The organism is Zobellia sp. OII3 (assembly GCF_002211465.1).
Classification (GTDB): domain Bacteria; phylum Bacteroidota; class Bacteroidia; order Flavobacteriales; family Flavobacteriaceae; genus Zobellia; species Zobellia galactanivorans.
Map to the genome: position 1 here is coordinate 170,447 of NZ_MWRZ01000003.1, position 19,263 is coordinate 189,709.

The following is a 19,263-nucleotide window of genomic DNA, read 5'->3' on the forward strand; positions in this document are numbered from 1 at the left end:
CAGTTTTGCACTACTCATCTAATTTTTGTCAGAAATGCGTGTATTTAACATTTTACTTGCGGTTTTTGCGCTTGTTTTTGCTTGCAAAGGCCAAGAACATGAAAAGGCTGTGTCAGGGAATGGCGGCTATGAGGTGATAGGTAAGCGGTTGGAACCCAATGACCTATTGTCAAGCGATGAAATGGCGCAAAAATTTCAGGAATTGAAGGTCAACGATACGCTGCGAACAAAGTTCAAGGCTACGGTTACCGATGTTTGTAAGGTGAAAGGCTGCTGGATGAAATTGGCCTTGGAAGATGGAAAAGAGACCATGGTACGTTTTAAGGACTATGCTTTTTTTATGCCCAAGGATATTCAAGGAAAGGAAGTAGCCGTCAATGGTTATGCTTTTGTCGAGGCCATGAGCGTAGAGGACCAAAGACACTATGCCAAAGATGCCGGTATGCCAAAGGAGGAAATAGAAAAGATTACCGAGCCCAAGAAAATCTATAGTTTTGAGGCGGACGGGGTCTTGATAGAAAAACACTGATTTGGAAAGAAAGATCATAACTACCGGTGATGGCTCCAAAACCATTCAGATTACCGATTGGGACGAGCAATACCACTCAAAGCACGGTGCTGTACAAGAAGCTTATCACGTTTTTATAAAACACGGACTGGCCCTCTTTGCCGGAAAGGATATTTCCATTTTGGAAATTGGCTTTGGTACGGGACTTAACGCCCTAATAACGTATATCGAATCTGAAAAGAACGGTGGTCGGCTAAGGTATACAGGGGTAGAGGCCTATCCGGTTTCCGAAGTGGAAATGGCACAACTCAATTATATAGGGGAACTCGATGCCGAGGCCTATGAAAATGACTTCAAACGGATGCATAACTCGGATTGGGGATGCGACATTCATATTTCTAATGACTTCATGCTTCGGAAGGAGCAGAAGTTTTTTGCCGATATCACAGATGAAAACGCTTTTGATCTGGTCTATTTTGACGCCTTCGGGGCCCGTGTTCAACCTGAACTGTGGACCGAGGATATATTCGCCATTATGTACAGGGCCATGCGAAAAGACGGGGTGCTTGTCACCTATGCCGCCAAGGGCAGTGTAAGGCGAGCCATGCAAGCTGTTGGTTTTGAGGTGGAACGACTACCTGGTCCACCCGGAAAAAGGGAGATGTTAAGGGCGCGAAAGTAGCTAGGGAACTTAATTAAAAGTTAAGGAAATGTGCTATATCGGATTTTCTTAACATATAGGCGTGGTTTAGTGTTAAATCGGAATTAAATGGGGTGTAGGTGGTGCTGGGATCGTATATCTTTGACTTATGAGAATACTGATTACAGGAGCGACAGGTCTGGTGGGCAGTGCAATTGTGGAGCAATGTCATAAAAATGATATTGCCGTAAATTATTTGACGACAAGTAAGAAGAAAATTGCCTCTGAGCCAGATTATAAAGGTTTTTATTGGAACCCTAACAAGGGCGAGATAGACCTTGAGTGCTTTGAGGGGGTTACGGCCATTATTAATTTGGCCGGCGCCAGTATATCGAAGAGGTGGACTTTAGCCTATAGAAAAAAAATTATCTCGAGCAGGGTCAATTCTTTGAGAACCTTGCATTCTGCACTCGAAAAAGTAGACCATCAAAATATTCTTTCTTTTGTTTCGGCTTCGGCTATCGGGGTTTATCCAGATTCCTTAAGCCGATACTATACCGAAGAAGAAAAAGCGGTAGATGATAGTTTTTTGGGGGAGGTTGTAAAAGTTTGGGAAGAGGAAATCGATAAATTCAAAAGTTTTTCGTTCAGTGTAGCCAAGGTAAGGATAGGCTTGGTCATGTCATGTAAGGGCGGTGCTCTGCCCGAAATGGCCAAACCGGTCAAGCTTTACTTGGGCGCGGCATTCGGCAGTGGGGAGCAATGGCAGTCATGGATCCATATTTCCGATTTGGCCCGTATCTTCATTTTTGTATTGGAGCATGGCCTGAGCGGAGTTTATAACGGGGTGGGTCCCAATCCCGTTACCAATGCCAAGTTGGTAAAAGAAATAGCCAAGGTGTTTGATAGGCCGCTTTGGTTGCCCAACATCCCAAAGTTTGTCATGCGATTGTTGCTGGGTAAAATGTCCTACATCCTCTTTGCGAGTCAACGGGTCAGTTGCAAAAAAATAGAAGAAGAAGGTTTTAGTTTTGAATATCCCAACGTGTGCGTTGCCCTTGAAGGTATTTATAAAAGTGCCGAATGTGCCGATGCGTCAGGTATGCAAACCTTTAATAAAGAATATGTTTCCTAAACGGTTCTAAGATACTAACGTTCAAAACATCTGCAATTTGCAGGTGTTTTTTGTTTTAGGGCGTATGGGTGTGGTTTGTGGTAAGTAAGCTAGTCGGTCATGAAGGCCATAGGACCGTCTTTTTTTGGTGACATTTTGACATTTTTAAAGAAATGGCAGTACTTTTGCCAACCAAAACACGAGAATTCAAATTCAAGTAGAAATGAGCGATAAAGAAAAAGCTGAAGACTTTGAAGAAGTTGTTGATCAAGAGGAACAAACGGAAGTAGAGTCTGCGAACGATATAGAACAAGAAGAAGATATGCAAGAAGAGCTTAGTGTAGAAGAACAGTTAAGGGAAGATCTTGCAAAAGAGAAAGACAAATTCTTGCGTTTGTTCGCGGAGTTTGAAAACTTCAAAAGACGAACTTCAAAAGAAAGAATGGACCTGTTCAAAACAGCGGGGCAAGAAATTATTATTTCATTGTTGCCGGTCTTGGACGATTTTGAGCGTGCCTTGAAAGAGATGGCCAAATCTGAGGACAAGGAAATGTTCAAAGGAGTGGAATTGATTCGGGTGAAATTCCGTGAAACCCTAAAATCAAAGGGCTTAGAGGAAGTTCATGCTGAGGTGGGAGATGCGTTTGATGCAGAAATACACGAGGCCATTACACAGATTCCCGCGCCGAACAAAAAGCTCAAAGGTAAGATTGTTGATGTAGTCGAAAAAGGATTTAAGCTGGGCGATAGAATTATCCGTCACCCCAAAGTGGTGGTCGGAAACTAAAAGAAAAGGATGAAGGAAGATTATTACGAAATACTTGGCATCAGTAAAAATGCCAGTGCAGCGGAGATAAAAAAAGCATATAGAAAAAAGGCTTTGGAATTTCACCCTGATAAAAACCCAGGTGATTCTAGGGCGGAGGAAATGTTCAAGAAGTCTGCGGAGGCCTACGAGGTGCTGAGCAATCCTGACAAAAAAGCACGTTACGACCAGTTTGGCCATGCGGCCTTTGATGGTTCTGGAGGCTTCGGTGGCGGAAGCATGAACATGGATGATATCTTTAGCCAATTCGGCGATATTTTCGGTAGTGCTTTCGGTGGAGGTGGTTTCGGTGGCTTTGGCGGCGGAGGCGGTGGCCAGCGCAGGGTCAAGGGGAGCAATCTGCGCATTCGTGTTAAGCTGACCCTTGATGAAGTGGCCAATGGCGTTGAAAAGAAAGTAAAGGTCAGACGAAAAGTTCAGGCCAGTGGCGTTACCTATAAAACATGTGGTACGTGTAACGGTAGGGGGCAGGTTACCAAAATAACCAATACCATCTTAGGACGTATGCAGACCGCAGCTACCTGTAGCACTTGTGGGGGTAGTGGTCAGATATTGGACAAAAAACCGAGCGACGCCGATGCTCAAGGCCTGAAAGTTTCCGAAGAGACCGTAGCAATCAATATTCCTGCAGGGGTAGAAGAGGGGATGCAGTTAAAAGTGCCGGGCAAGGGTAATGACGCTCCCGGTAATGGTATTCCCGGTGATTTGTTGGTAGCCATAGAGACCATTGATCACGCTACGCTAAAACGTGAAGGGGATAATTTGCATTATGACCTGTACATCAGTTTTTCCGAGGCTGTTTTAGGTACATCAAAAGAAATTGATGCCGTTGGTGGCAAGGTGCGTATTAAACTTGAACCAGGGATCCAATCGGGTAAAATATTACGATTAAGGGGTAAGGGTATATCCAGTATTAACGGCTATGGTAGCGGTGACCTACTGGTGCATGTAAATGTCTGGACGCCAAAAGAACTCAATAAAGAACAACGAGACTTCTTCGAGCGAATGCAGAACAATGAAAATTTTGTGCCAAAACCTGAGAAATCTGATAAGTCTTTCTTTGAAAAAGTAAAAGATATGTTCTCTTAATTCAATTTTATTGAGTTTTAAATAAAAAACGTATATTTGGTTTAATATTGGATTACCAATATTAATTTTCTTTTTCATAGCAATTTTTTTCCCATCCTTATTCTATAAGGGTGGGTTTTGTTTTTAAGACCAATGCTAATGTCGTGTAAAGACAAAAAACTATCTTTGACAAAATTGCGTGCATGAACAATATTTTGGTCACTAAAGAGGTCACCAAACAATTTGGGGAACATACGGCTCTAGACAAAGTTTCTCTAGAGATTCCTAAAAATAGTATTTATGGACTTTTAGGGCCTAACGGTGCCGGAAAGACTACCCTTATACGTATTATCAATCAAATTACATACCCTGATCAAGGCGAGGTTTTCTTTGACGGACAACCTTTGAAGGCGGAGCATATTGCCCAAATTGGCTATTTGCCGGAAGAAAGGGGACTGTATAAGAGTATGAAGGTGGGCGAACAGGCCTTATATCTGGCACAATTAAAAGGTTTATCGAAGGCCGAAGCAAAAAAACGGTTGAAATTTTGGTTCGAGCGTTTGGAAATAGGGGATTGGTGGAACAAGAAAATTCAAGAGCTTTCTAAGGGCATGGCCCAAAAGATACAGTTTATCGTTACGGTATTGCACGAACCGAAACTCTTGATCTTTGATGAGCCCTTTAGCGGTTTTGATCCCATCAACGCCAATATTATCAAAGATGAAATACTAAAGCTCAAAGAGAATGGTACCTCCATTATATTTTCTACACATAGGATGGAATCGGTAGAGGAACTTTGCGAGTACATTGCACTGATTCACCGCTCTGAAAAAATACTGGACGGTAAGTTGTCCGATATAAAAAAGGCATATAAGAACAATATCTTTAAGGTAGGATTGCAAACCGAGCAAGCCGAAGTGCTTTTGCAAGAACTGGGCGACAAGTTTACCATCAACGCATCGCAAATCGACCTAGAGGAAAATCAATTGGACCTCACGCTTCAATTGCCGACCAATGATTCACGTGAATTATTGACCTATTTGTCGACCAAGGCCAACATCAACCATTTTGTAGAGACCATTCCGTCTACAAGTGAAATTTTTATACAAACGGTACAAAGCAAGGGAGGGGAGCATGAATAAACTATCGCTTATTATAAAAAGGGAATATTTGGCCAAGGTGCGGAATAAGTCCTTTGTAATAATGACATTTTTGAGTCCGATACTTATGGTCGCCATGGTGATTCTCATCGCGTATTTGACCAAAGTGAACGATAACGAATCACGTGTTATAGCCATCCTTAACGAAAGCGATTTTTTTTCAAACGATTTTGTGGGATCGGAAACCGTTTCATTTGTTGATTTTAGGGATATTTCCCTAGAGGCGGCAAAAGACTCCGTAGCGGGGCTCGGTTTTGATGGGTTGTTATACATTCCTAGGGATACAAGTTTAAAGGCTGTGACCGAGGGCGCGTTTTTTTTCACCCCCGATGCCCCGCCTACCCAAGTGGTACAGCGCTTGGAGAATACCTTTCAAGAACGCTTGCGCCAAGGGTATTTGCAGGAGTTGGGCATTACAGCGGCAGATTATGCGGCCATGGATGCCAACTTTGACCTCAATACGGCTACGTTCAGCGGAGAAACCAATCTTAAGGGCATTACCGAACTCAAGGCCTTTATCGGAGGCGGCTTTGGTTATCTGATCATGATGTTCATTATTATATACGGCGGCTTTGTGATGCGTAGCGTCATAGAAGAGAAGACGAGCCGTATTATAGAAGTGATCATTTCTTCGGTGAAGCCGTTTCAGTTGATGTTGGGCAAGATCATAGGTACCTCCTTGGCCGGTATTACACAGTTCGCTATTTGGATTGTTTCTGCCGGAATACTGTTATTGATATCGTTTGCCGTATTCGATATTGACCCGTCGGCCTTGAATACCGGGGTGTCGGTAGCACCCAATATGGGGCCGGCTATGCCATCGGTAGACCATACCATGCAATTGTATGCCCAAGAACTTTTTAAGATACCTTGGGTCATGTTGATTACCTTCTTTTTGATCTATTTTATTTTGGGCTATCTGATTTACAGTTCTATTTATGCCGCCATTGGTGCGGCGGTCGACAACGAGACCGATACCCAACAATTTATCTTTCCGATAATCATGCCTCTGATGTTGGCTATTTACGTAGGTTTCTTTTCGGTATTCAGTAATCCACATGGCCCCATCGCCGTGGGGTTTTCGCTTTTTCCCTTAACCTCACCTATAGTTATGCTGATGCGCTTACCTGGGGGAATAGGGGAAGGAGGGGTTCCTATTTGGGAACTGGTGACGAGTATTATCCTATTAATTGCTACTTTTATAGGTATCGTTTGGCTAGCGGCCAAAATTTATCGGGTAGGTATTCTTATGTACGGTAAAAAACCGACCTATAAGGAACTGTTCAAGTGGTTAAGGTATTGAACATGATACAAGACACACAAAGTAAGGTAGAAGAGATTATAGAAGAAGATATCTGGGGGGCCATCAAAGAATTTCTCAACCTGGGTATTAGGTTTGGCGAGGGTGAAAACACCATCAATATTACCATTGGTCTTTTGCTTTTGCTCTCCCTTGCATTTTTTGCTACAGGTTATATCCTGAAATGGATGCGTAAGCTTATAACCAGGCGAATGGAGGAAGAAGATCAGTTGAAGTTCGTTAGCGTCTTCAAATTTATCAGGTATGTCGTTTACTTGGTGGTCATACTGCTGACAATGAGCTCTGCGGGTATTGATATTACCCTCTTGCTAACGGCGTCTGCTGCATTGTTCGTCGGACTTGGTCTGGCACTTCAAGAACTTTTTCAAGATATCATTGGGGGCATTTTTATCATTATCGACAAGTCGTTGCACGTGGGCGATATTATTGAGGTCGATGGTAAGGTGGGAAAGGTTTTTGAGATAAAGCTACGTACCACAAGGGCCATAACCCGAGATGATAAGGTAATCATTATACCCAATCACAAGTTTATAAGCGATATCATTTACAATTATACCCAGAACCACAAAACGACACGTGAACAAGTTCGTATAGGGGTGGCCTATGGAAGTGATATACAATTGGTGACAAAAATATTGAAAAATATAGCGGAAGATCAAAGTGGGGTTTTGAACAGTCCGAAACCCTTCGTTATTTTTGAGGATTTTGGCGATTCGGCCTTGATGTTTTCTTTGAACTTCTATATTACCGATAGTTTTAGTGATCCTCGGATAAAAAGTGAAATACGGTACAAGATAGACGCTGAGTTTAGAAAGAACGCTGTTTCCATACCTTTTCCACAGAGAGATATACATATAATCCAACAAAAGCCGTTTTAGAATAGTGATATCAGTTCAACCGGAGGAAAGTATTAGATACCTTACCCGTACCATTTTTTTCTTTTTGTGGTCTTTTGTAGGCTTGGCACAAACACCTGATGTGATCAGGGCCGAATATATGTTGATGCCAAGAAATGATTCCGATGCCGAGTTGTCGCGAATGAAGCTATTGGTTAACGTTCCCATTAAGGTGCGCGATTCGAACAACGTGATTTTAGGGGCCGAATATAACCGCTTGGCCTATAATTTGGAAAGGGAGCTTCCCTTCAGTAGTGCGGGGTTGAAGCAGTTCCATGTCTTGGATTTTAACATGGCGTACGTTTGGAAATTCAATCCTAATTGGCGCTTTATCGGTGTGGTTACCCCACGTTTGGCATCCACATTGACCAATCCTTTGGAAAATGGTGATTTTTCGGTGAATGCCACGGTCGGCTTTTTTAAGGAAAAGAAAAACATAGACAAGCCTATGATTTTGGTGTTGGGCGTGGCCTATAATTCTACGGTGGCCCTTCGTATCCCCCTACCTATTTTTTATTATGAAAGACGCTTTAGCAAAAGTTGGAGCTTTGTAGTAGGAATACCTAAGACCGGAATGAAATTCCACCTCAAGGAAAGGCATCAGTTTCAAACCGAATTTATTTTTGACGGATACTATGTAAATCTTCAGAATAATATAGTGCTTCCGAATACCGTTAGTGCCTCGTCGGTATCGTCGTCTGCCGCATTGGTAACCGTGGGGTATCAGTTTAGGCTCGCCGCAAATACCTTTATCTATGCCTATGCCGGTCATACGGTGTTTCAAGACGGGGTGTTGAGAGATGCCGATAGAAATGATATATTTACATTAAACGATAATCCCAGTCTATACTTTAGAACGGGGTTTAGAATAGGACTCTAAATTCAAGATATTATGCCTAGAATATTAGTAATCGAAGATGAATCCGCGATCAGACGGGTGTTGGTAAAGATCCTTTCCGAAGAAAGCGACACCTATCAATTGGAAGAGGCCGAAGATGGCCTTAAAGGTTTGGAAGCGGTAAAGAACAATGATTATGACCTAGTGCTCTGTGATATTAAGATGCCCAAGATGGATGGTGTTGAGGTACTCGAAGCGGCCCGAAAAATTAAGCCGGAGACCCCTTTTATCATGATTTCGGGGCATGGAGACCTCGATACGGCCGTCAATACGATGCGAATAGGGGCTTTTGACTATATTTCAAAACCACCCGATTTAAATCGCCTTTTGACCACGGTGCGCAATGCGCTGGACCGTAAGGAATTGGTGGTCGAGAATAAAATCTTGAAAAAGAAGGTCAGTAAGAATTATGAAATGATCGGTGAGAGCGAAGAAATCACCATCATTAAGGATATGATAGAAAAAGTGGCACCTACCGATGCCCGTGTGCTTATAACGGGGGCAAACGGTACCGGAAAAGAACTGGTGGCCCATTGGCTCCATGAAAAGAGCCAACGTAGCGCTGCTCCGTTTATAGAGGTCAATTGTGCGGCCATTCCTTCCGAGCTTATAGAGAGCGAACTTTTCGGACATGTAAAGGGGGCATTTACTTCGGCGGTGAAAGATCGTGCGGGTAAATTTGAGGCGGCCAACAAGGGAACGATATTTCTAGATGAAATCGGCGATATGAGCCTGTCGGCGCAAGCCAAGGTCCTCAGGGCATTGCAGGAGAGTAAAATATCTCGCGTAGGTAGCGATAAGGATATTAAGGTCGATGTACGTGTCTTGGCGGCGACCAACAAAGACCTAAAAAAGGAAATCGAAGAGGGGAACTTTCGTGAAGACCTCTATCATCGACTGGCCGTTATTCTTATAAAGGTTCCTTCCTTGAACGATAGGCGAGACGATATTCCCTTGCTTATAGAGCATTTCGCGAAAAAAATAGTCAATGAACAAGGTATAGCCCCTAAGGCTTTTTCTGCAAAAGCGATCAAGCTTTTAAAGAGTTATGACTGGACAGGTAATATCAGGGAGCTCAGAAACGTTGTGGAACGATTGATAATCTTGGGCGGAAGTGAGGTTACTGAAGAAGATGTCAAACTTTTTGCCAGTAAGTAATAGACCTCCTACTTGGATAACTGATTGCACTCTCCAAGGCTTTGTAAGGCCTTGGCCGTAATCTCCTTGGTTTTTAGATTGTAGTATTTTTTGCCTTCCGACAGCTTGGGCTTTAAAAGTTCTTGTTCACAATTTTCGTAAATCCGTTGTGCAAAGAGTCGGGCCTCGGCACAATCTACCGTATTGATGACCTTTTCTAAGGAGTGTTTGTACTTTAGTAAGGCCTTGTCGATTTTCGCCCGTATTTCTGACTGGTCTACGACCCCTTCGTTGTAGGGTGTTTTCTTTGTGGTCTTGGTGACGTTCATGGCAAGGCTGTTCGACCCGTAAATACTCCCGTGCTCATCATGGTTGGCAATGGCATCCAAGCTTTCTTGGGTATAATCGAGGGCTTTATTGAGCAGTATGCGCGCACCGTTGATCGATGTTGCTCGGGTCGCATTTTTCAAATACTCTATATTTTCGATCATACTGTCGGTAGCGTACTCGCAACCACAGTCCTTAATTTGTTTTTTTGATTTTTCAAGGGCGGTCAAGGCTTTATAGGTATAAAACTTTGTCATTTTCAAATCGTGCATCGAAAGTGCTTTGTTCGTCTGGTTTTTGACGTAGCCGATATTTGAATTGGCGTATTCGCAGGCTTGACCCATTGCGAACGAGGAGAAAAACAAAAATGTGAAGATAAAATGTATTCGGTAAAATAACCTCATATAGTAGGAATTTTCGGCTGTAAAAATTTGGGGTTAATACAATGTAAAGTTAAGCCCGCCAGTAGCTTACAGACGAAATTTTTCGATGCATGGTAGGGCTCCTTGGATATTTTGGATAAAGCGGACACTTCTTTTGTTGAACGGTCATTTTTTTTAACAATTCACTACCGTTCAACGACAAAATATATTTATATTCAACCTATGTACGGACCAAAAATGACCCAGTTTAGGGTAGATAAAGAGATAGAGCTTTCAAAATGCCCCACCCATGTTGATTTTGGAAGGAGCGAAAAGGAGCTTAAAAAGGACTTAAAAAAGATTCGGGTTGAGCTTGGGGAGTTTCAAGATACCCTTTACGCCCATGGAAAATACAGTGTCTTGATCTGTTTGCAGGGTATGGATACGGCAGGGAAGGACAGTCTTATTCGTGAGGTATTCAAAGACTTCAATGCCCGGGGCGTGGTTGTTCATAGTTTTAAAGTGCCTACGGCCTTAGAACGGGGGCATGATTATTTGTGGCGCCACTATATAGCATTGCCGGCCAAGGGCAAGTTTGGGGTGTTCAATAGAACCCACTATGAAAACGTTTTGGTAACGAGGGTGCATCCCGAGTATATTTTAGGTGAACATATTCCCGGTATTCATTCCGTGGCCGATATTGACCAAGAATTTTGGGACAAACGCTTCGAGCAGATCAATAACTTTGAACGCCATATTGCCGAAAACGGTACCATCATCTTTAAGTTCTTTCTTCACCTGTCGAAAGAGGAACAGCGATTAAGGCTTTTAAGAAGATTGGCCCTGCAACGTAAGAACTGGAAATTTTCGCCTAGCGATCTTGAGGAGCGTAAGCTTTGGAAGAAATATCAACATTGTTACGAAGACGCCATTAACGAGACCTCGAAACCCCATGCCCCATGGTATATAGTTCCTGCGGATAATAAAAAGGCTGCCCGGGTGGTCGTAGCCTCTGTGCTTTTAGAGGAGCTCAAGAAATATAAAGACATTAAAGAACCCGACCTTGACGATAAAATAAAGGCTAACTTGGCCCTTTATAAAAACGAATTGGAAAACGAAAAGGAATGAAACGAATAAGTCTACTTCTATTATTGTACATCACTTTTGGAAATTCTGTTCTAGCCCAAGACAAAGATGCCGCGCAGATAAAAAAGATATATGATCAGGCCCTTACCCAAGGTAAAGCTTATGATTGGCTCAATTATCTTTCCAATCAGATAGGGGGCAGGCTGTCGGGCAGTGTTCAGGCCCAGCAGGCGGTCGAGTATACCAAGTCGCAATTAGATTCTTTGGGGCTTGATCGGGTTTGGCTCCAACCGGTAAAGGTCCCCAAATGGGTGAGGGGTACGCCTGAATTCGCCTATTTTGAAACGAGTCCGGGACTTTCTACCAATGTCAATATATGCGCCTTAGGGGGCTCTGTGGCAACTCCCTTGGGAGGTTTAAAGGCTGGTGTGGTAGAGGTTCAGGGTATTGAAGAGCTTGAGGCTCTAGGAAAGGAAATAATAGAAGGCAAGATCGTATTTTTTAATAGACCCATGGACCCGACCTTGATCAGCACCTTTGCCGCTTATTCAGGCTGCGTTGACCAAAGGTATTCTGGGGCCGAAGAGGCAGCCAAATACGGTGCCGTGGGGGTAATCGTAAGGTCTATGAACTTGAGGATAGATAATTTTCCACATACGGGTTCAATGGGATATGGGGATACCCCCGTTTCAAAACGCATACCGGCCGCCGCAATAAGTACCAAAGGGGCGGAATTGTTGAGTACTACCTTAAAGCTGAATTCCGAGACCAAGTTTTATTTTAAGCAAAATTGTAAGCAGTTCAATGACGTAGAGTCCTTTAACGTTATCGGTGAGATCAGGGGGGCCGAGTTTCCTAATGAAATCATGGTCATTGGGGGGCATCTCGATTCGTGGGACTTAGGGGATGGATCACACGATGATGGTGCGGGTTGCGTGCAGAGTATGGATGTGCTTCGCTTGTTAAAAACAACGGGTTACAAGCCTAAAAGAACAATCCGCGTCGTTCTGTTTATGAACGAGGAGAACGGATTAAGGGGAGGTAATAAATATGCTGAAATCGCCAAAGGCAAAAATGAAAAACATGTTTTTGCCCTGGAAAGCGATGCAGGAGGGTTTACGCCTCGCGGATTTTCTTTTGACTGTTCCGACGAAAACCTGAAGCAGGTTCATAGCTGGAAGAGCCTTTTTGAGCCGTATTATATCCATCTTTTTGAAAAAGGCTTTAGCGGGGCCGACATTCGCCCGTTGAAAGATGACGGAATCGTATTGGCCGGGCTTAGACCTGATTCCCAAAGGTATTTTGAGCACCATCATTCCGAAAATGACACCTTTGAACACGTCAATAAAAGGGAGCTTGAGCTAGGCGCGGCATCTATGGCCAGTTTGGTCTATCTGTTCGATACCTACGGTGTGGTGACTTCCCCCAAATAAATAACGGGAAAATAGTTCGTCTGAAGGGGCAGTCCACATCCTTTAAGGGAGGAGTTGCATCATAATCTTGACTAGGCGGGGATAAAGGACTTGTTCGGATATTTCCGGACAAAATTATGTACCTTTGCCGCTCATTAAAAAAATGAGAAATGCAAGACGGAATCTACGCAAAATTCAATACTGACAAAGGTGAGATTTTAGTAAAACTTACCCATGATAAAACGCCCGGTACGGTCGGTAATTTTGTTGCCTTGGCAGAAGGTAAGCAAGAAAATACGGCCAAGGCCAAAGGGGAGCCTTATTACGATGGGCTAAACTTTCACAGGGTCATACCTGATTTTATGATCCAGGGCGGATGTCCACAAGGAACCGGTACAGGTGACGCAGGATATAAGTTCGACGATGAATTTCATCCCGACCTAAACCATTCGGAACCCGGTGTCCTTTCTATGGCCAATGCAGGACCTGGCACTAATGGAAGCCAGTTTTTTATTACCCATGTACCTACTCCATGGTTGGATAACAAGCATACCGTTTTCGGACACGTTCAAAGCGGTCAGGATGTGGTCGATAGCATTGCCCAAGGCGATAAGATAAATAGTGTTGAAATCGTTCGCGTAGGTGACGATGCCGAAAAATGGGATGCACTTGCGGCATTCGAAAATTTTAAAACTTCCAAAGAACAGCGTCTTGCCGAAGAAAAGGCTAAGCAAGCTGCGGAATTGGACAAGGTTGCCGCCGGATTCGATGAAACCGAAAGTGGACTACGATATAAACTGATCCAAAAAGGTGATGGGCCCCAAGCCCAAAAGGGACAAACGGTTTCCGTTCATTACGAAGGATCTTTGTTGAATGGTCAAGTTTTTGATTCTTCTTACAAACGCAATCAGCCCATCGATTTTCAGTTGGGGGTAGGCCAGGTCATTCCCGGGTGGGATGAAGGCATAGCGCTATTGAAAGTAGGTGATAAGGCAAGGTTGGTGATACCATCGGATCTAGCGTACGGTAGTGCCGGCGCCGGTGGGGTAATTCCGCCGAACGCAACCCTATTGTTCGATGTTGAATTGATGGGGGTCAAATAAAAGACCCAAGTATATTATAAAAGAAAGCCCTGACCTTACGGTCGGGGCTTTTTTATTGTGATACATAGAGCATACCCAGTGGGGAAATTCCAAAGGAAATAAGTCTACTAAAGTTTTGTAAGGGTATTTTGATCAGCTATAATACCGCTCGCGTCTTGCAGGGTATATAGATGAAGTTAGCTTTTAAAAAAAAATGATGGTAGTAGGATACTACTTATCGTGAGTTCTTCGCCCTATTGGTACTTAAGAACAATAAAATGATATTTACTACCAACAGTATAAAGAGTATACCGAAAAAAGTTAACATAGTCGCTTCAATTATTATGGTTATTGGGGGATAAGTGTTTTTTATGAAGATGCATATATTCTAAAAGGGTTGCTTCAAAAAAACCTAAACAAATGTATGAAAAATATTACGAAGTTATTGTAGGTTGGCTAAAGGGCAAAAAAAAGCCCTGATACCATTGGTATCAGGGCCTGTATAAAAAAAGTTTATGCGTCTTTCTTAGTCTACAACTTTCACATTTACCGCGTTCAGTCCTTTTTTACCTTGTTGTAGCTCAAATTCTACAACGTCACCTTCACGAATTTCATCGATTAAACCAGAAATGTGTACAAAGTGATCTTCGCTTGAACCATCTTCAGTGATAAATCCGTAACCTTTGGAATCATTGAAGAATTTTACTGTTCCTTTACTCATAATACAAAAAAATTAAATTAAATTATGTCGCGAAGATAAGGTTAATAAATTTAATTAAATGATTTTTACCAAGTTATCTTTGGTTTATGCTAAGGTTAGTTGTAAGAATGTTACCTAATTTTGGTTCTAATTTTACTATCTTTTTTCTTTCCAAAAGGGGTAAAATAAAATGTTTTATTCCTTGGTTTACAAGAGCTGAACCTCTTGATACCTCCTGTGTTTTATAGGGTTTTAATTTATTTTCCTACAAATTTAATGTAGGAAATTTTAACGAATGCCTTGGGTGTCCTATTTGGGATTAAAGCATAAAAAAGCCATAGATGTTAAAATTCTATGGCTCTTATCAATATTTCGATTTTTTTATGCCGTCGGATCCGGAGTCATTCGCAAATAAGGTTTAATTTCTTTTACACCTTTACTGAACATGGTTTTTGCGTCTTCGGTAGTAATGGCCGGGCTAACAACCACGTCTTCACCGTTCTTCCAGTTGGCAGGGGTAGCTACCTTATGGTTCGCGGTAAGTTGTAATGAATCGATAACACGCAATAGCTCATGGAAGTTTCTACCTGTTGAAGCCGGATAGGTAATCATTAGCTTGACCGTTTTGTCGGGAGCGATGATAAAAACCGAACGAACGGTTAGGGTGTTGTCGGCATTTGGGTGAATCATGTCGTAAAGATCTGATACCTTTCGATCTTCATCGGCTATAATAGGGAAATCTACCGTAGTATTTTCAACCTCGTTGATATCTTTGATCCATTCAACATGGGATGCGGCCCCATCTACGCTCAAGGCCAACATTTTAACGTTGCGTTTCGCGAACTCATCTTTAAACTGGGCCGCAGTACCTAGTTCGGTGGTGCAGACCGGGGTGAAATCAGCAGGGTGTGAAAAAAGAATACCCCAACTATCGCCTAAATAATCGTAAAGGTTTATTTGGCCTAATGAACTATCGGCCGTAAAATTTGGGGCTTTGTCGCCCAATCGTATTGTTGCCATTTGAAATGTTTTTAGGTTTGAAATAGAATCCTATAAATTTAGTAGATTATAAAAACAGAACCTTAGGTTAATGGTTAAAAATCTATTAAAGTTTTCTATTTTTAGAAGTATGGAAAATAATGAACTAGAAGCCCTTCAATATCCGATAGGAAAATTTCAACGTCCGAAGGAAATTGACCACGAACAGATCCAGGAATGGATTGAGGTTCTTGAGAAATTGCCCAATGAATTAACTCTATTGGTCGAGGGCTTGACCGAAGAACAATTGGAAACCCCTTATCGACCGGGAGGGTGGACGGTAAGACAGACCATACATCATATAGCCGATAGCCATCACAACAGTTATATACGCTTTAAATGGGCCTTGACGGAAGACACCCCCATAATTAAGGCCTACGACGAGAAGGCTTGGGCTAAACTATTTGACAGTAAAACCGCACCCGTACAATTGGCATTAGACCATTTGAGTGCCGTTCATGGTAGATGGGTCTACTTGTTAAAAGGCCTTGGCGAAGAACAGTTAAAACGAAGGTTTGTTCATCCAGATAGCCGTGTAGCGATTGCTTTGGATGAGAATATCGGTCAGTATGCATGGCACGGGCGGCATCACTTCGCGCATATATACAATTTAATGGAAAGAAAGGGCTGGACCCGCTAAAGAACCTGCGCTATTTTTTCCATTTAATATTACAGCCGATACTCGGTTTCTGTACTTCGCTTATCTTTTGGTTGCCTAATAGCGCATCTATGGCATTGCGAAGGTCTTTTCCGGTTACGGGAATGCCATTCTCAGGTCTTGAGTCATCCAATTGCCCGCGATATACCAATTTTAGGTCGGCATCGAACAAATAAAAATCGGGAGTGCATGCGGCATCATAATCTTTGGCCACTTTTTGGGTTTCGTCATAGAGGTAGGGAAAGGTGTAACCTTCTTCTTCGGCTACCGCTTTCATAAGATGAGGGGCGTCTTGTGGGTAGTTCTCCACATCATTGCTCGAGATGGCGATAAAGCCGATACCCTTATCTTGGTAAGTCTTGGCGAGACGGACCAATTCGGGGTTGATGTGTTTTACAAAAGGACAGTGATTGCATATAAAGGCGATAAGCGTTCCCCTTCTTCCTTTGAGGTCATTTAGGGCCGACATTTCTTCCGTAATTGTATTTTGAAGCTTGAAATCTGGTGCTGTCGTGCCGAGCGGAAGCATATTGCTTGGTGTTCTTGCCATGGTGTTCTGTTGTTATCGATTTAAATTAGTAAAAAGTGTTTTGTGTCCCTTTGCCAAACCACAATCTATTTTTACCTTCATATTTTTATTGGTACGAACAAAAATAGAAATAATGGCCGAAACGATAAACTGGCAAGACTTTGCAAAGATAGATATGCGGGTGGGAACGATTGTAGAAGTTAATGATTTTCCTGAAGCGCGTAATCCGGCCTATCAGGTGCATATTGATTTTGGTGAGGAAATAGGTGTTAAAAAAACCTCGGCGCAGATTACTACGCTATATACAAAAGAAAAGCTTTTGGGTACCCAAGTGGTTGCCGTAGTTAACTTTCCGAAGAAACAAATTGCCAATTTTATGAGTGAATGTCTTATCTTGGGTGCCGTCAACGGTAAAGACGTTGTTCTCTTACAGCCGGAAGCAACTGTAGCCAACGGACTCAAAATATCATAATTGATTGACCGAAACCCTTTTAGATAACGTATCGCTTAATTTTGACGCCCAGGCACAATGGGTATTGAATGTTTCGCTCTCCCTGGTTATGTTCGGCATTGCCCTAGAAATATCCGTACAAGATTTTAAGGTGCTCTTTCAAACTCCAAAAGCTATTTTTACGGGCCTCCTTAGCCAATTTGTGCTATTGCCCTTGGTTACTTTTCTTTTGATTTTATGTATTGAACCTGTGGCAAGTATAGCCTTGGGTATAATTATGGTCGCCGCCTGTCCCGGGGGTAATGTTTCTAATTTTATATCACATATAGCGGGCGGTAACACGGCCCTTTCGGTCAGTCTTACGGCCGCAGCTACCTTATTGGCCGTGGTAATGACCCCTTTAAACCTGCAATTTTGGGGCGGACTCTATGGGCCTACCCAAAATATTCTTAAAGAAGTGGCCCTGTCGCCATGGCAAATGGTTGGGTTGGTCTCGCTTTTATTGGGCCTGCCCTTGGTCTTGGGTATTTGGTTGAACCATATAAAACCTGTTTTAGCAAAAAAAATGGGGAAAGTTCTTAAAACGGTATCGCTGATATTTTTTATACTATTGGTATTTTTGGCCTTGTATAATAACCGAGCGGTATTTTACGACTATATAATGTACGTTTTTTGGATCGTGGCATTGCATAATGTATTGGCATTTTTAACGGGTTTTTCGTTTGCCAAGCTTATGGGCCTATCGGAAAAAAATGTGCGTTCTATTACTATAGAAACGGGTATTCAGAATTCGGGATTGGGACTTCTTTTGATTTTCTCCTTTTTTGATGGTCTTGGCGGTATGGCGCTCTTGGCTGCCTTTTGGGGAATTTGGCATTTGGTGTCCGGTCTTTTGCTGGCTGCTTTTTGGGGTTATAAACCAATTAAAACAGAAAAACTGACTTGAAAAATATTGGCTATCGATTACTAAAGGTCTGGATCAAGTCCGGATTGTATTTGTACTATGGAAAAATAAGGGTTTCTGGACTCGAGAACGTGCCCAAGGACAAAGCGGTGTTGTTTTTGCCCAATCACCAAGGTGCCTTGCTGGATGTATTGCTGATTGCTGTTGACTGTAATCGTAAGCCTTTCTTCTTGACACGATCTGATGTCTTTACCAAGCCGACCTTGAAAAAATTCTTTGCGTATTTAAGAATGATTCCTATCTACCGTATACGGGATGGGAGGGAAGCCCTTAAAAATAACCAGGCCGTCTTTGACCAATGTGCGGAAATATTTAAAGACAATCATGCCATTGTTATGTTTCCCGAGGCCAACCATAACATTAAACGCCGCGTAAGACCCTTGAGCAAGGGCTTTACGCGAATTTTGTTCAATGCCGTCGAAAGATTGCCCGAAACGGAACTCTATATTGTGCCCGTGGGGCTAAACTATAGGGGCAATTCTAGTTTTCCCGATAAGGTAGCCCTTTACTACGATAAGAATATCTTGGTCAATACCTTGTATGACCCTAAGGATGTGCAAGCTTCAGTGAATAGGGTGAAGGGAAAAGTTTCCGATAGGTTGAAACAACTGACGACACATATAGAGGACTTCGATAATTATGAAAACATAGCGGGGCAGTTGAACCGCATGGATGTCGATTTTTTAGATCCTTTTGAAACGAACAAGGTGATAGAAGGATTGGATCCATCTGTAAAGGTATCGGATCAAGTAAGGAAAAAAGGACCGTTACGGGTCGTGGCCGATGCTATTTTTGAAGTACTGAACTTTCCGGTTATCTTACTCTGGCGTAAATGGGCCAAGCCAAAGGTTTGGGAACCTGAGTTTATGGGAACGCTCCGATTTGGATTTTCCTTATTGGCCTATCCTGTATACTATGCACTCTTGTTTACGTGTATCGCCCTGTTTTGTAATAGTCTTGTGGCCTTAGCCGTAATTTTGGCCTTGTTCGTATATAACTGGGCCTATGTTAGAAGGAATTGAATTAGGCCCCTAGGTATAGGTATAAAAAAACGACCACATGTTGTGGTCGTTTTTTTATTTAGGT

General features: G+C 42.6%; 21 protein-coding genes. 17 read left to right on the forward strand and 4 right to left on the reverse strand.

Features of this window, described 5'->3' with window-relative positions:
* Window positions 1-34 precede the first annotated feature (34 nt).
* The 10 genes from B4Q04_RS11550 to B4Q04_RS11595 all read left to right on the forward strand — a co-directional run bounded on the left by B4Q04_RS11550 (window position 35) and on the right by B4Q04_RS11595 (window position 9,589).
* Window positions 35-529, forward strand: coding sequence for a DUF4920 domain-containing protein (locus tag B4Q04_RS11550; protein ID WP_013994162.1), 495 nt, complete (start codon window positions 35-37; stop codon window positions 527-529).
* 1 nt (window position 530) lies between these two features.
* Window positions 531-1,190 carry a tRNA (5-methylaminomethyl-2-thiouridine)(34)-methyltransferase MnmD gene (mnmD, locus tag B4Q04_RS11555; protein WP_088696913.1) on the forward strand — a complete coding sequence of 220 codons (660 nt, stop codon included), beginning with the start codon at window positions 531-533 and terminating at the stop codon, window positions 1,188-1,190.
* A gap of 127 nt (window positions 1,191-1,317) precedes the next feature.
* The gene (locus B4Q04_RS11560; RefSeq protein ID WP_013994164.1) at window positions 1,318-2,283 is read left to right on the forward strand and encodes a TIGR01777 family oxidoreductase; all 966 of its coding nucleotides are present in this window, start codon (window positions 1,318-1,320) and stop codon (window positions 2,281-2,283) included.
* Between the two features lie 202 nt (window positions 2,284-2,485).
* The gene (locus B4Q04_RS11565) at window positions 2,486-3,049 is read left to right on the forward strand and encodes a nucleotide exchange factor GrpE (protein WP_013994165.1); all 564 of its coding nucleotides are present in this window, start codon (window positions 2,486-2,488) and stop codon (window positions 3,047-3,049) included.
* A gap of 9 nt (window positions 3,050-3,058) precedes the next feature.
* The gene (gene dnaJ / locus B4Q04_RS11570) at window positions 3,059-4,177 is read left to right on the forward strand and encodes a molecular chaperone DnaJ (protein WP_013994166.1); all 1,119 of its coding nucleotides are present in this window, start codon (window positions 3,059-3,061) and stop codon (window positions 4,175-4,177) included.
* Window positions 4,178-4,359: 182 nt separating this feature from the next.
* A complete protein-coding gene (locus tag B4Q04_RS11575; RefSeq protein ID WP_013994167.1) occupies window positions 4,360-5,298 on the forward strand; it encodes an ABC transporter ATP-binding protein in 939 nt (312 codons plus the stop codon).
* Window positions 5,291-6,619 (forward strand): ABC transporter permease, encoded by a 1,329-nt coding sequence (locus tag B4Q04_RS11580; RefSeq protein WP_088696914.1) that lies wholly within the window; start codon window positions 5,291-5,293, stop codon window positions 6,617-6,619. Before B4Q04_RS11575 ends, B4Q04_RS11580 begins: the two co-directional genes overlap by 8 nt.
* A gap of 2 nt (window positions 6,620-6,621) precedes the next feature.
* Window positions 6,622-7,515 (forward strand): mechanosensitive ion channel family protein, encoded by an 894-nt coding sequence (locus B4Q04_RS11585; RefSeq protein ID WP_088696915.1) that lies wholly within the window; start codon window positions 6,622-6,624, stop codon window positions 7,513-7,515.
* A 4-nt stretch (window positions 7,516-7,519) separates the two neighbouring features.
* On the forward strand, window positions 7,520-8,413 hold the full coding sequence (locus B4Q04_RS11590) for a DUF6268 family outer membrane beta-barrel protein (protein WP_052725554.1): 894 nt from the start codon (window positions 7,520-7,522) through the stop codon (window positions 8,411-8,413).
* Between the two features lie 12 nt (window positions 8,414-8,425).
* A complete protein-coding gene (locus B4Q04_RS11595) occupies window positions 8,426-9,589 on the forward strand; it encodes a sigma-54-dependent transcriptional regulator (protein WP_013994171.1) in 1,164 nt (387 codons plus the stop codon).
* Between the two features lie 8 nt (window positions 9,590-9,597).
* On the opposite strand, the gene B4Q04_RS11600 is transcribed toward B4Q04_RS11595, so the two are convergent.
* Window positions 9,598-10,299, reverse strand: coding sequence for a hypothetical protein (locus B4Q04_RS11600; RefSeq protein WP_013994172.1), 702 nt, complete (start codon window positions 10,297-10,299; stop codon window positions 9,598-9,600).
* Window positions 10,300-10,500: 201 nt separating this feature from the next.
* On the opposite strand from B4Q04_RS11600, the gene B4Q04_RS11605 reads away from it, so the two are divergent.
* From B4Q04_RS11605 to B4Q04_RS11615, 3 genes are all read left to right on the forward strand, one after another.
* Entirely contained in the window at window positions 10,501-11,385 is an 885-nt protein-coding gene (locus tag B4Q04_RS11605) for a PPK2 family polyphosphate kinase (RefSeq protein WP_013994173.1), read from the forward strand.
* The gene (locus B4Q04_RS11610) at window positions 11,382-12,776 is read left to right on the forward strand and encodes a M20/M25/M40 family metallo-hydrolase (RefSeq protein ID WP_088696916.1); all 1,395 of its coding nucleotides are present in this window, start codon (window positions 11,382-11,384) and stop codon (window positions 12,774-12,776) included. Before B4Q04_RS11605 ends, B4Q04_RS11610 begins: the two co-directional genes overlap by 4 nt.
* A 149-nt stretch (window positions 12,777-12,925) precedes the next feature.
* Window positions 12,926-13,858 (forward strand): peptidylprolyl isomerase, encoded by a 933-nt coding sequence (locus B4Q04_RS11615; RefSeq protein ID WP_013994175.1) that lies wholly within the window; start codon window positions 12,926-12,928, stop codon window positions 13,856-13,858.
* Window positions 13,859-14,363: 505 nt separating this feature from the next.
* On the opposite strand, the gene B4Q04_RS11620 is transcribed toward B4Q04_RS11615, so the two are convergent.
* Window positions 14,364-14,558 (reverse strand): cold-shock protein, encoded by a 195-nt coding sequence (locus B4Q04_RS11620; protein ID WP_013994176.1) that lies wholly within the window; start codon window positions 14,556-14,558, stop codon window positions 14,364-14,366.
* A 360-nt stretch (window positions 14,559-14,918) separates the two neighbouring features.
* Window positions 14,919-15,557: a peroxiredoxin gene (locus tag B4Q04_RS11625; RefSeq protein ID WP_013994177.1), complete on the reverse strand. Its 639-nt coding sequence runs from the start codon at window positions 15,555-15,557 to the stop codon at window positions 14,919-14,921.
* Window positions 15,558-15,666: 109 nt separating this feature from the next.
* Here B4Q04_RS11625 and B4Q04_RS11630 point away from each other — a divergent pair, with 109 nt between their 5' ends.
* Window positions 15,667-16,215 (forward strand): YfiT family bacillithiol transferase, encoded by a 549-nt coding sequence (locus tag B4Q04_RS11630; RefSeq protein WP_046287493.1) that lies wholly within the window; start codon window positions 15,667-15,669, stop codon window positions 16,213-16,215.
* A 10-nt stretch (window positions 16,216-16,225) separates the two neighbouring features.
* Here the strand turns inward: B4Q04_RS11630 and B4Q04_RS11635 are convergent, their stop codons facing one another.
* Complete coding sequence (locus tag B4Q04_RS11635) at window positions 16,226-16,783, reverse strand: thioredoxin family protein (protein WP_013994179.1); 558 nt, start codon at window positions 16,781-16,783, stop codon at window positions 16,226-16,228.
* A 112-nt stretch (window positions 16,784-16,895) separates the two neighbouring features.
* Here B4Q04_RS11635 and B4Q04_RS11640 point away from each other — a divergent pair, with 112 nt between their 5' ends.
* From B4Q04_RS11640 to B4Q04_RS11650, 3 genes are read left to right on the forward strand one after another with little or no spacing between them, the layout of a single operon-like run.
* Window positions 16,896-17,234, forward strand: coding sequence for a tRNA-binding protein (locus B4Q04_RS11640; protein ID WP_088697020.1), 339 nt, complete (start codon window positions 16,896-16,898; stop codon window positions 17,232-17,234).
* 4 nt (window positions 17,235-17,238) lie between these two features.
* Entirely contained in the window at window positions 17,239-18,159 is a 921-nt protein-coding gene (locus B4Q04_RS11645; protein ID WP_088696917.1) for a bile acid:sodium symporter family protein, read from the forward strand.
* A complete protein-coding gene (locus tag B4Q04_RS11650; RefSeq protein ID WP_013994182.1) occupies window positions 18,156-19,199 on the forward strand; it encodes a lysophospholipid acyltransferase family protein in 1,044 nt (347 codons plus the stop codon). Before B4Q04_RS11645 ends, B4Q04_RS11650 begins: the two co-directional genes overlap by 4 nt.
* Window positions 19,200-19,263: the final 64 nt, after the last annotated feature.

What these genes read in the sequence shown, in the direction of transcription:
- B4Q04_RS11560 (WP_013994164.1), top strand. Translation starts at nt 1,318, where the DNA reads ATGAGAATACTGATTACAGGAGCGACAGGTCTGGTGGGCAGTGCAATT.
- B4Q04_RS11620 (WP_013994176.1), bottom strand. Translation starts at nt 14,558, where the DNA reads ATGAGTAAAGGAACAGTAAAATTCTTCAATGATTCCAAAGGTTACGGA.
- B4Q04_RS11615 (WP_013994175.1), top strand. Translation starts at nt 12,926, where the DNA reads ATGCAAGACGGAATCTACGCAAAATTCAATACTGACAAAGGTGAGATT.
- B4Q04_RS11575 (WP_013994167.1), top strand. Translation starts at nt 4,360, where the DNA reads ATGAACAATATTTTGGTCACTAAAGAGGTCACCAAACAATTTGGGGAA.
- B4Q04_RS11605 (WP_013994173.1), top strand. Translation starts at nt 10,501, where the DNA reads ATGTACGGACCAAAAATGACCCAGTTTAGGGTAGATAAAGAGATAGAG.
- B4Q04_RS11635 (WP_013994179.1), bottom strand. Translation starts at nt 16,783, where the DNA reads ATGGCAAGAACACCAAGCAATATGCTTCCGCTCGGCACGACAGCACCA.
- dnaJ (WP_013994166.1), top strand. Translation starts at nt 3,059, where the DNA reads ATGAAGGAAGATTATTACGAAATACTTGGCATCAGTAAAAATGCCAGT.
- B4Q04_RS11600 (WP_013994172.1), bottom strand. Translation starts at nt 10,299, where the DNA reads ATGAGGTTATTTTACCGAATACATTTTATCTTCACATTTTTGTTTTTC.
- B4Q04_RS11565 (WP_013994165.1), top strand. Translation starts at nt 2,486, where the DNA reads ATGAGCGATAAAGAAAAAGCTGAAGACTTTGAAGAAGTTGTTGATCAA.
- B4Q04_RS11550 (WP_013994162.1), top strand. Translation starts at nt 35, where the DNA reads ATGCGTGTATTTAACATTTTACTTGCGGTTTTTGCGCTTGTTTTTGCT.
- B4Q04_RS11640 (WP_088697020.1), top strand. Translation starts at nt 16,896, where the DNA reads ATGGCCGAAACGATAAACTGGCAAGACTTTGCAAAGATAGATATGCGG.
- B4Q04_RS11630 (WP_046287493.1), top strand. Translation starts at nt 15,667, where the DNA reads ATGGAAAATAATGAACTAGAAGCCCTTCAATATCCGATAGGAAAATTT.
- B4Q04_RS11585 (WP_088696915.1), top strand. Translation starts at nt 6,622, where the DNA reads ATGATACAAGACACACAAAGTAAGGTAGAAGAGATTATAGAAGAAGAT.
- B4Q04_RS11580 (WP_088696914.1), top strand. Translation starts at nt 5,291, where the DNA reads ATGAATAAACTATCGCTTATTATAAAAAGGGAATATTTGGCCAAGGTG.
- B4Q04_RS11610 (WP_088696916.1), top strand. Translation starts at nt 11,382, where the DNA reads ATGAAACGAATAAGTCTACTTCTATTATTGTACATCACTTTTGGAAAT.
- B4Q04_RS11625 (WP_013994177.1), bottom strand. Translation starts at nt 15,557, where the DNA reads ATGGCAACAATACGATTGGGCGACAAAGCCCCAAATTTTACGGCCGAT.
- B4Q04_RS11595 (WP_013994171.1), top strand. Translation starts at nt 8,426, where the DNA reads ATGCCTAGAATATTAGTAATCGAAGATGAATCCGCGATCAGACGGGTG.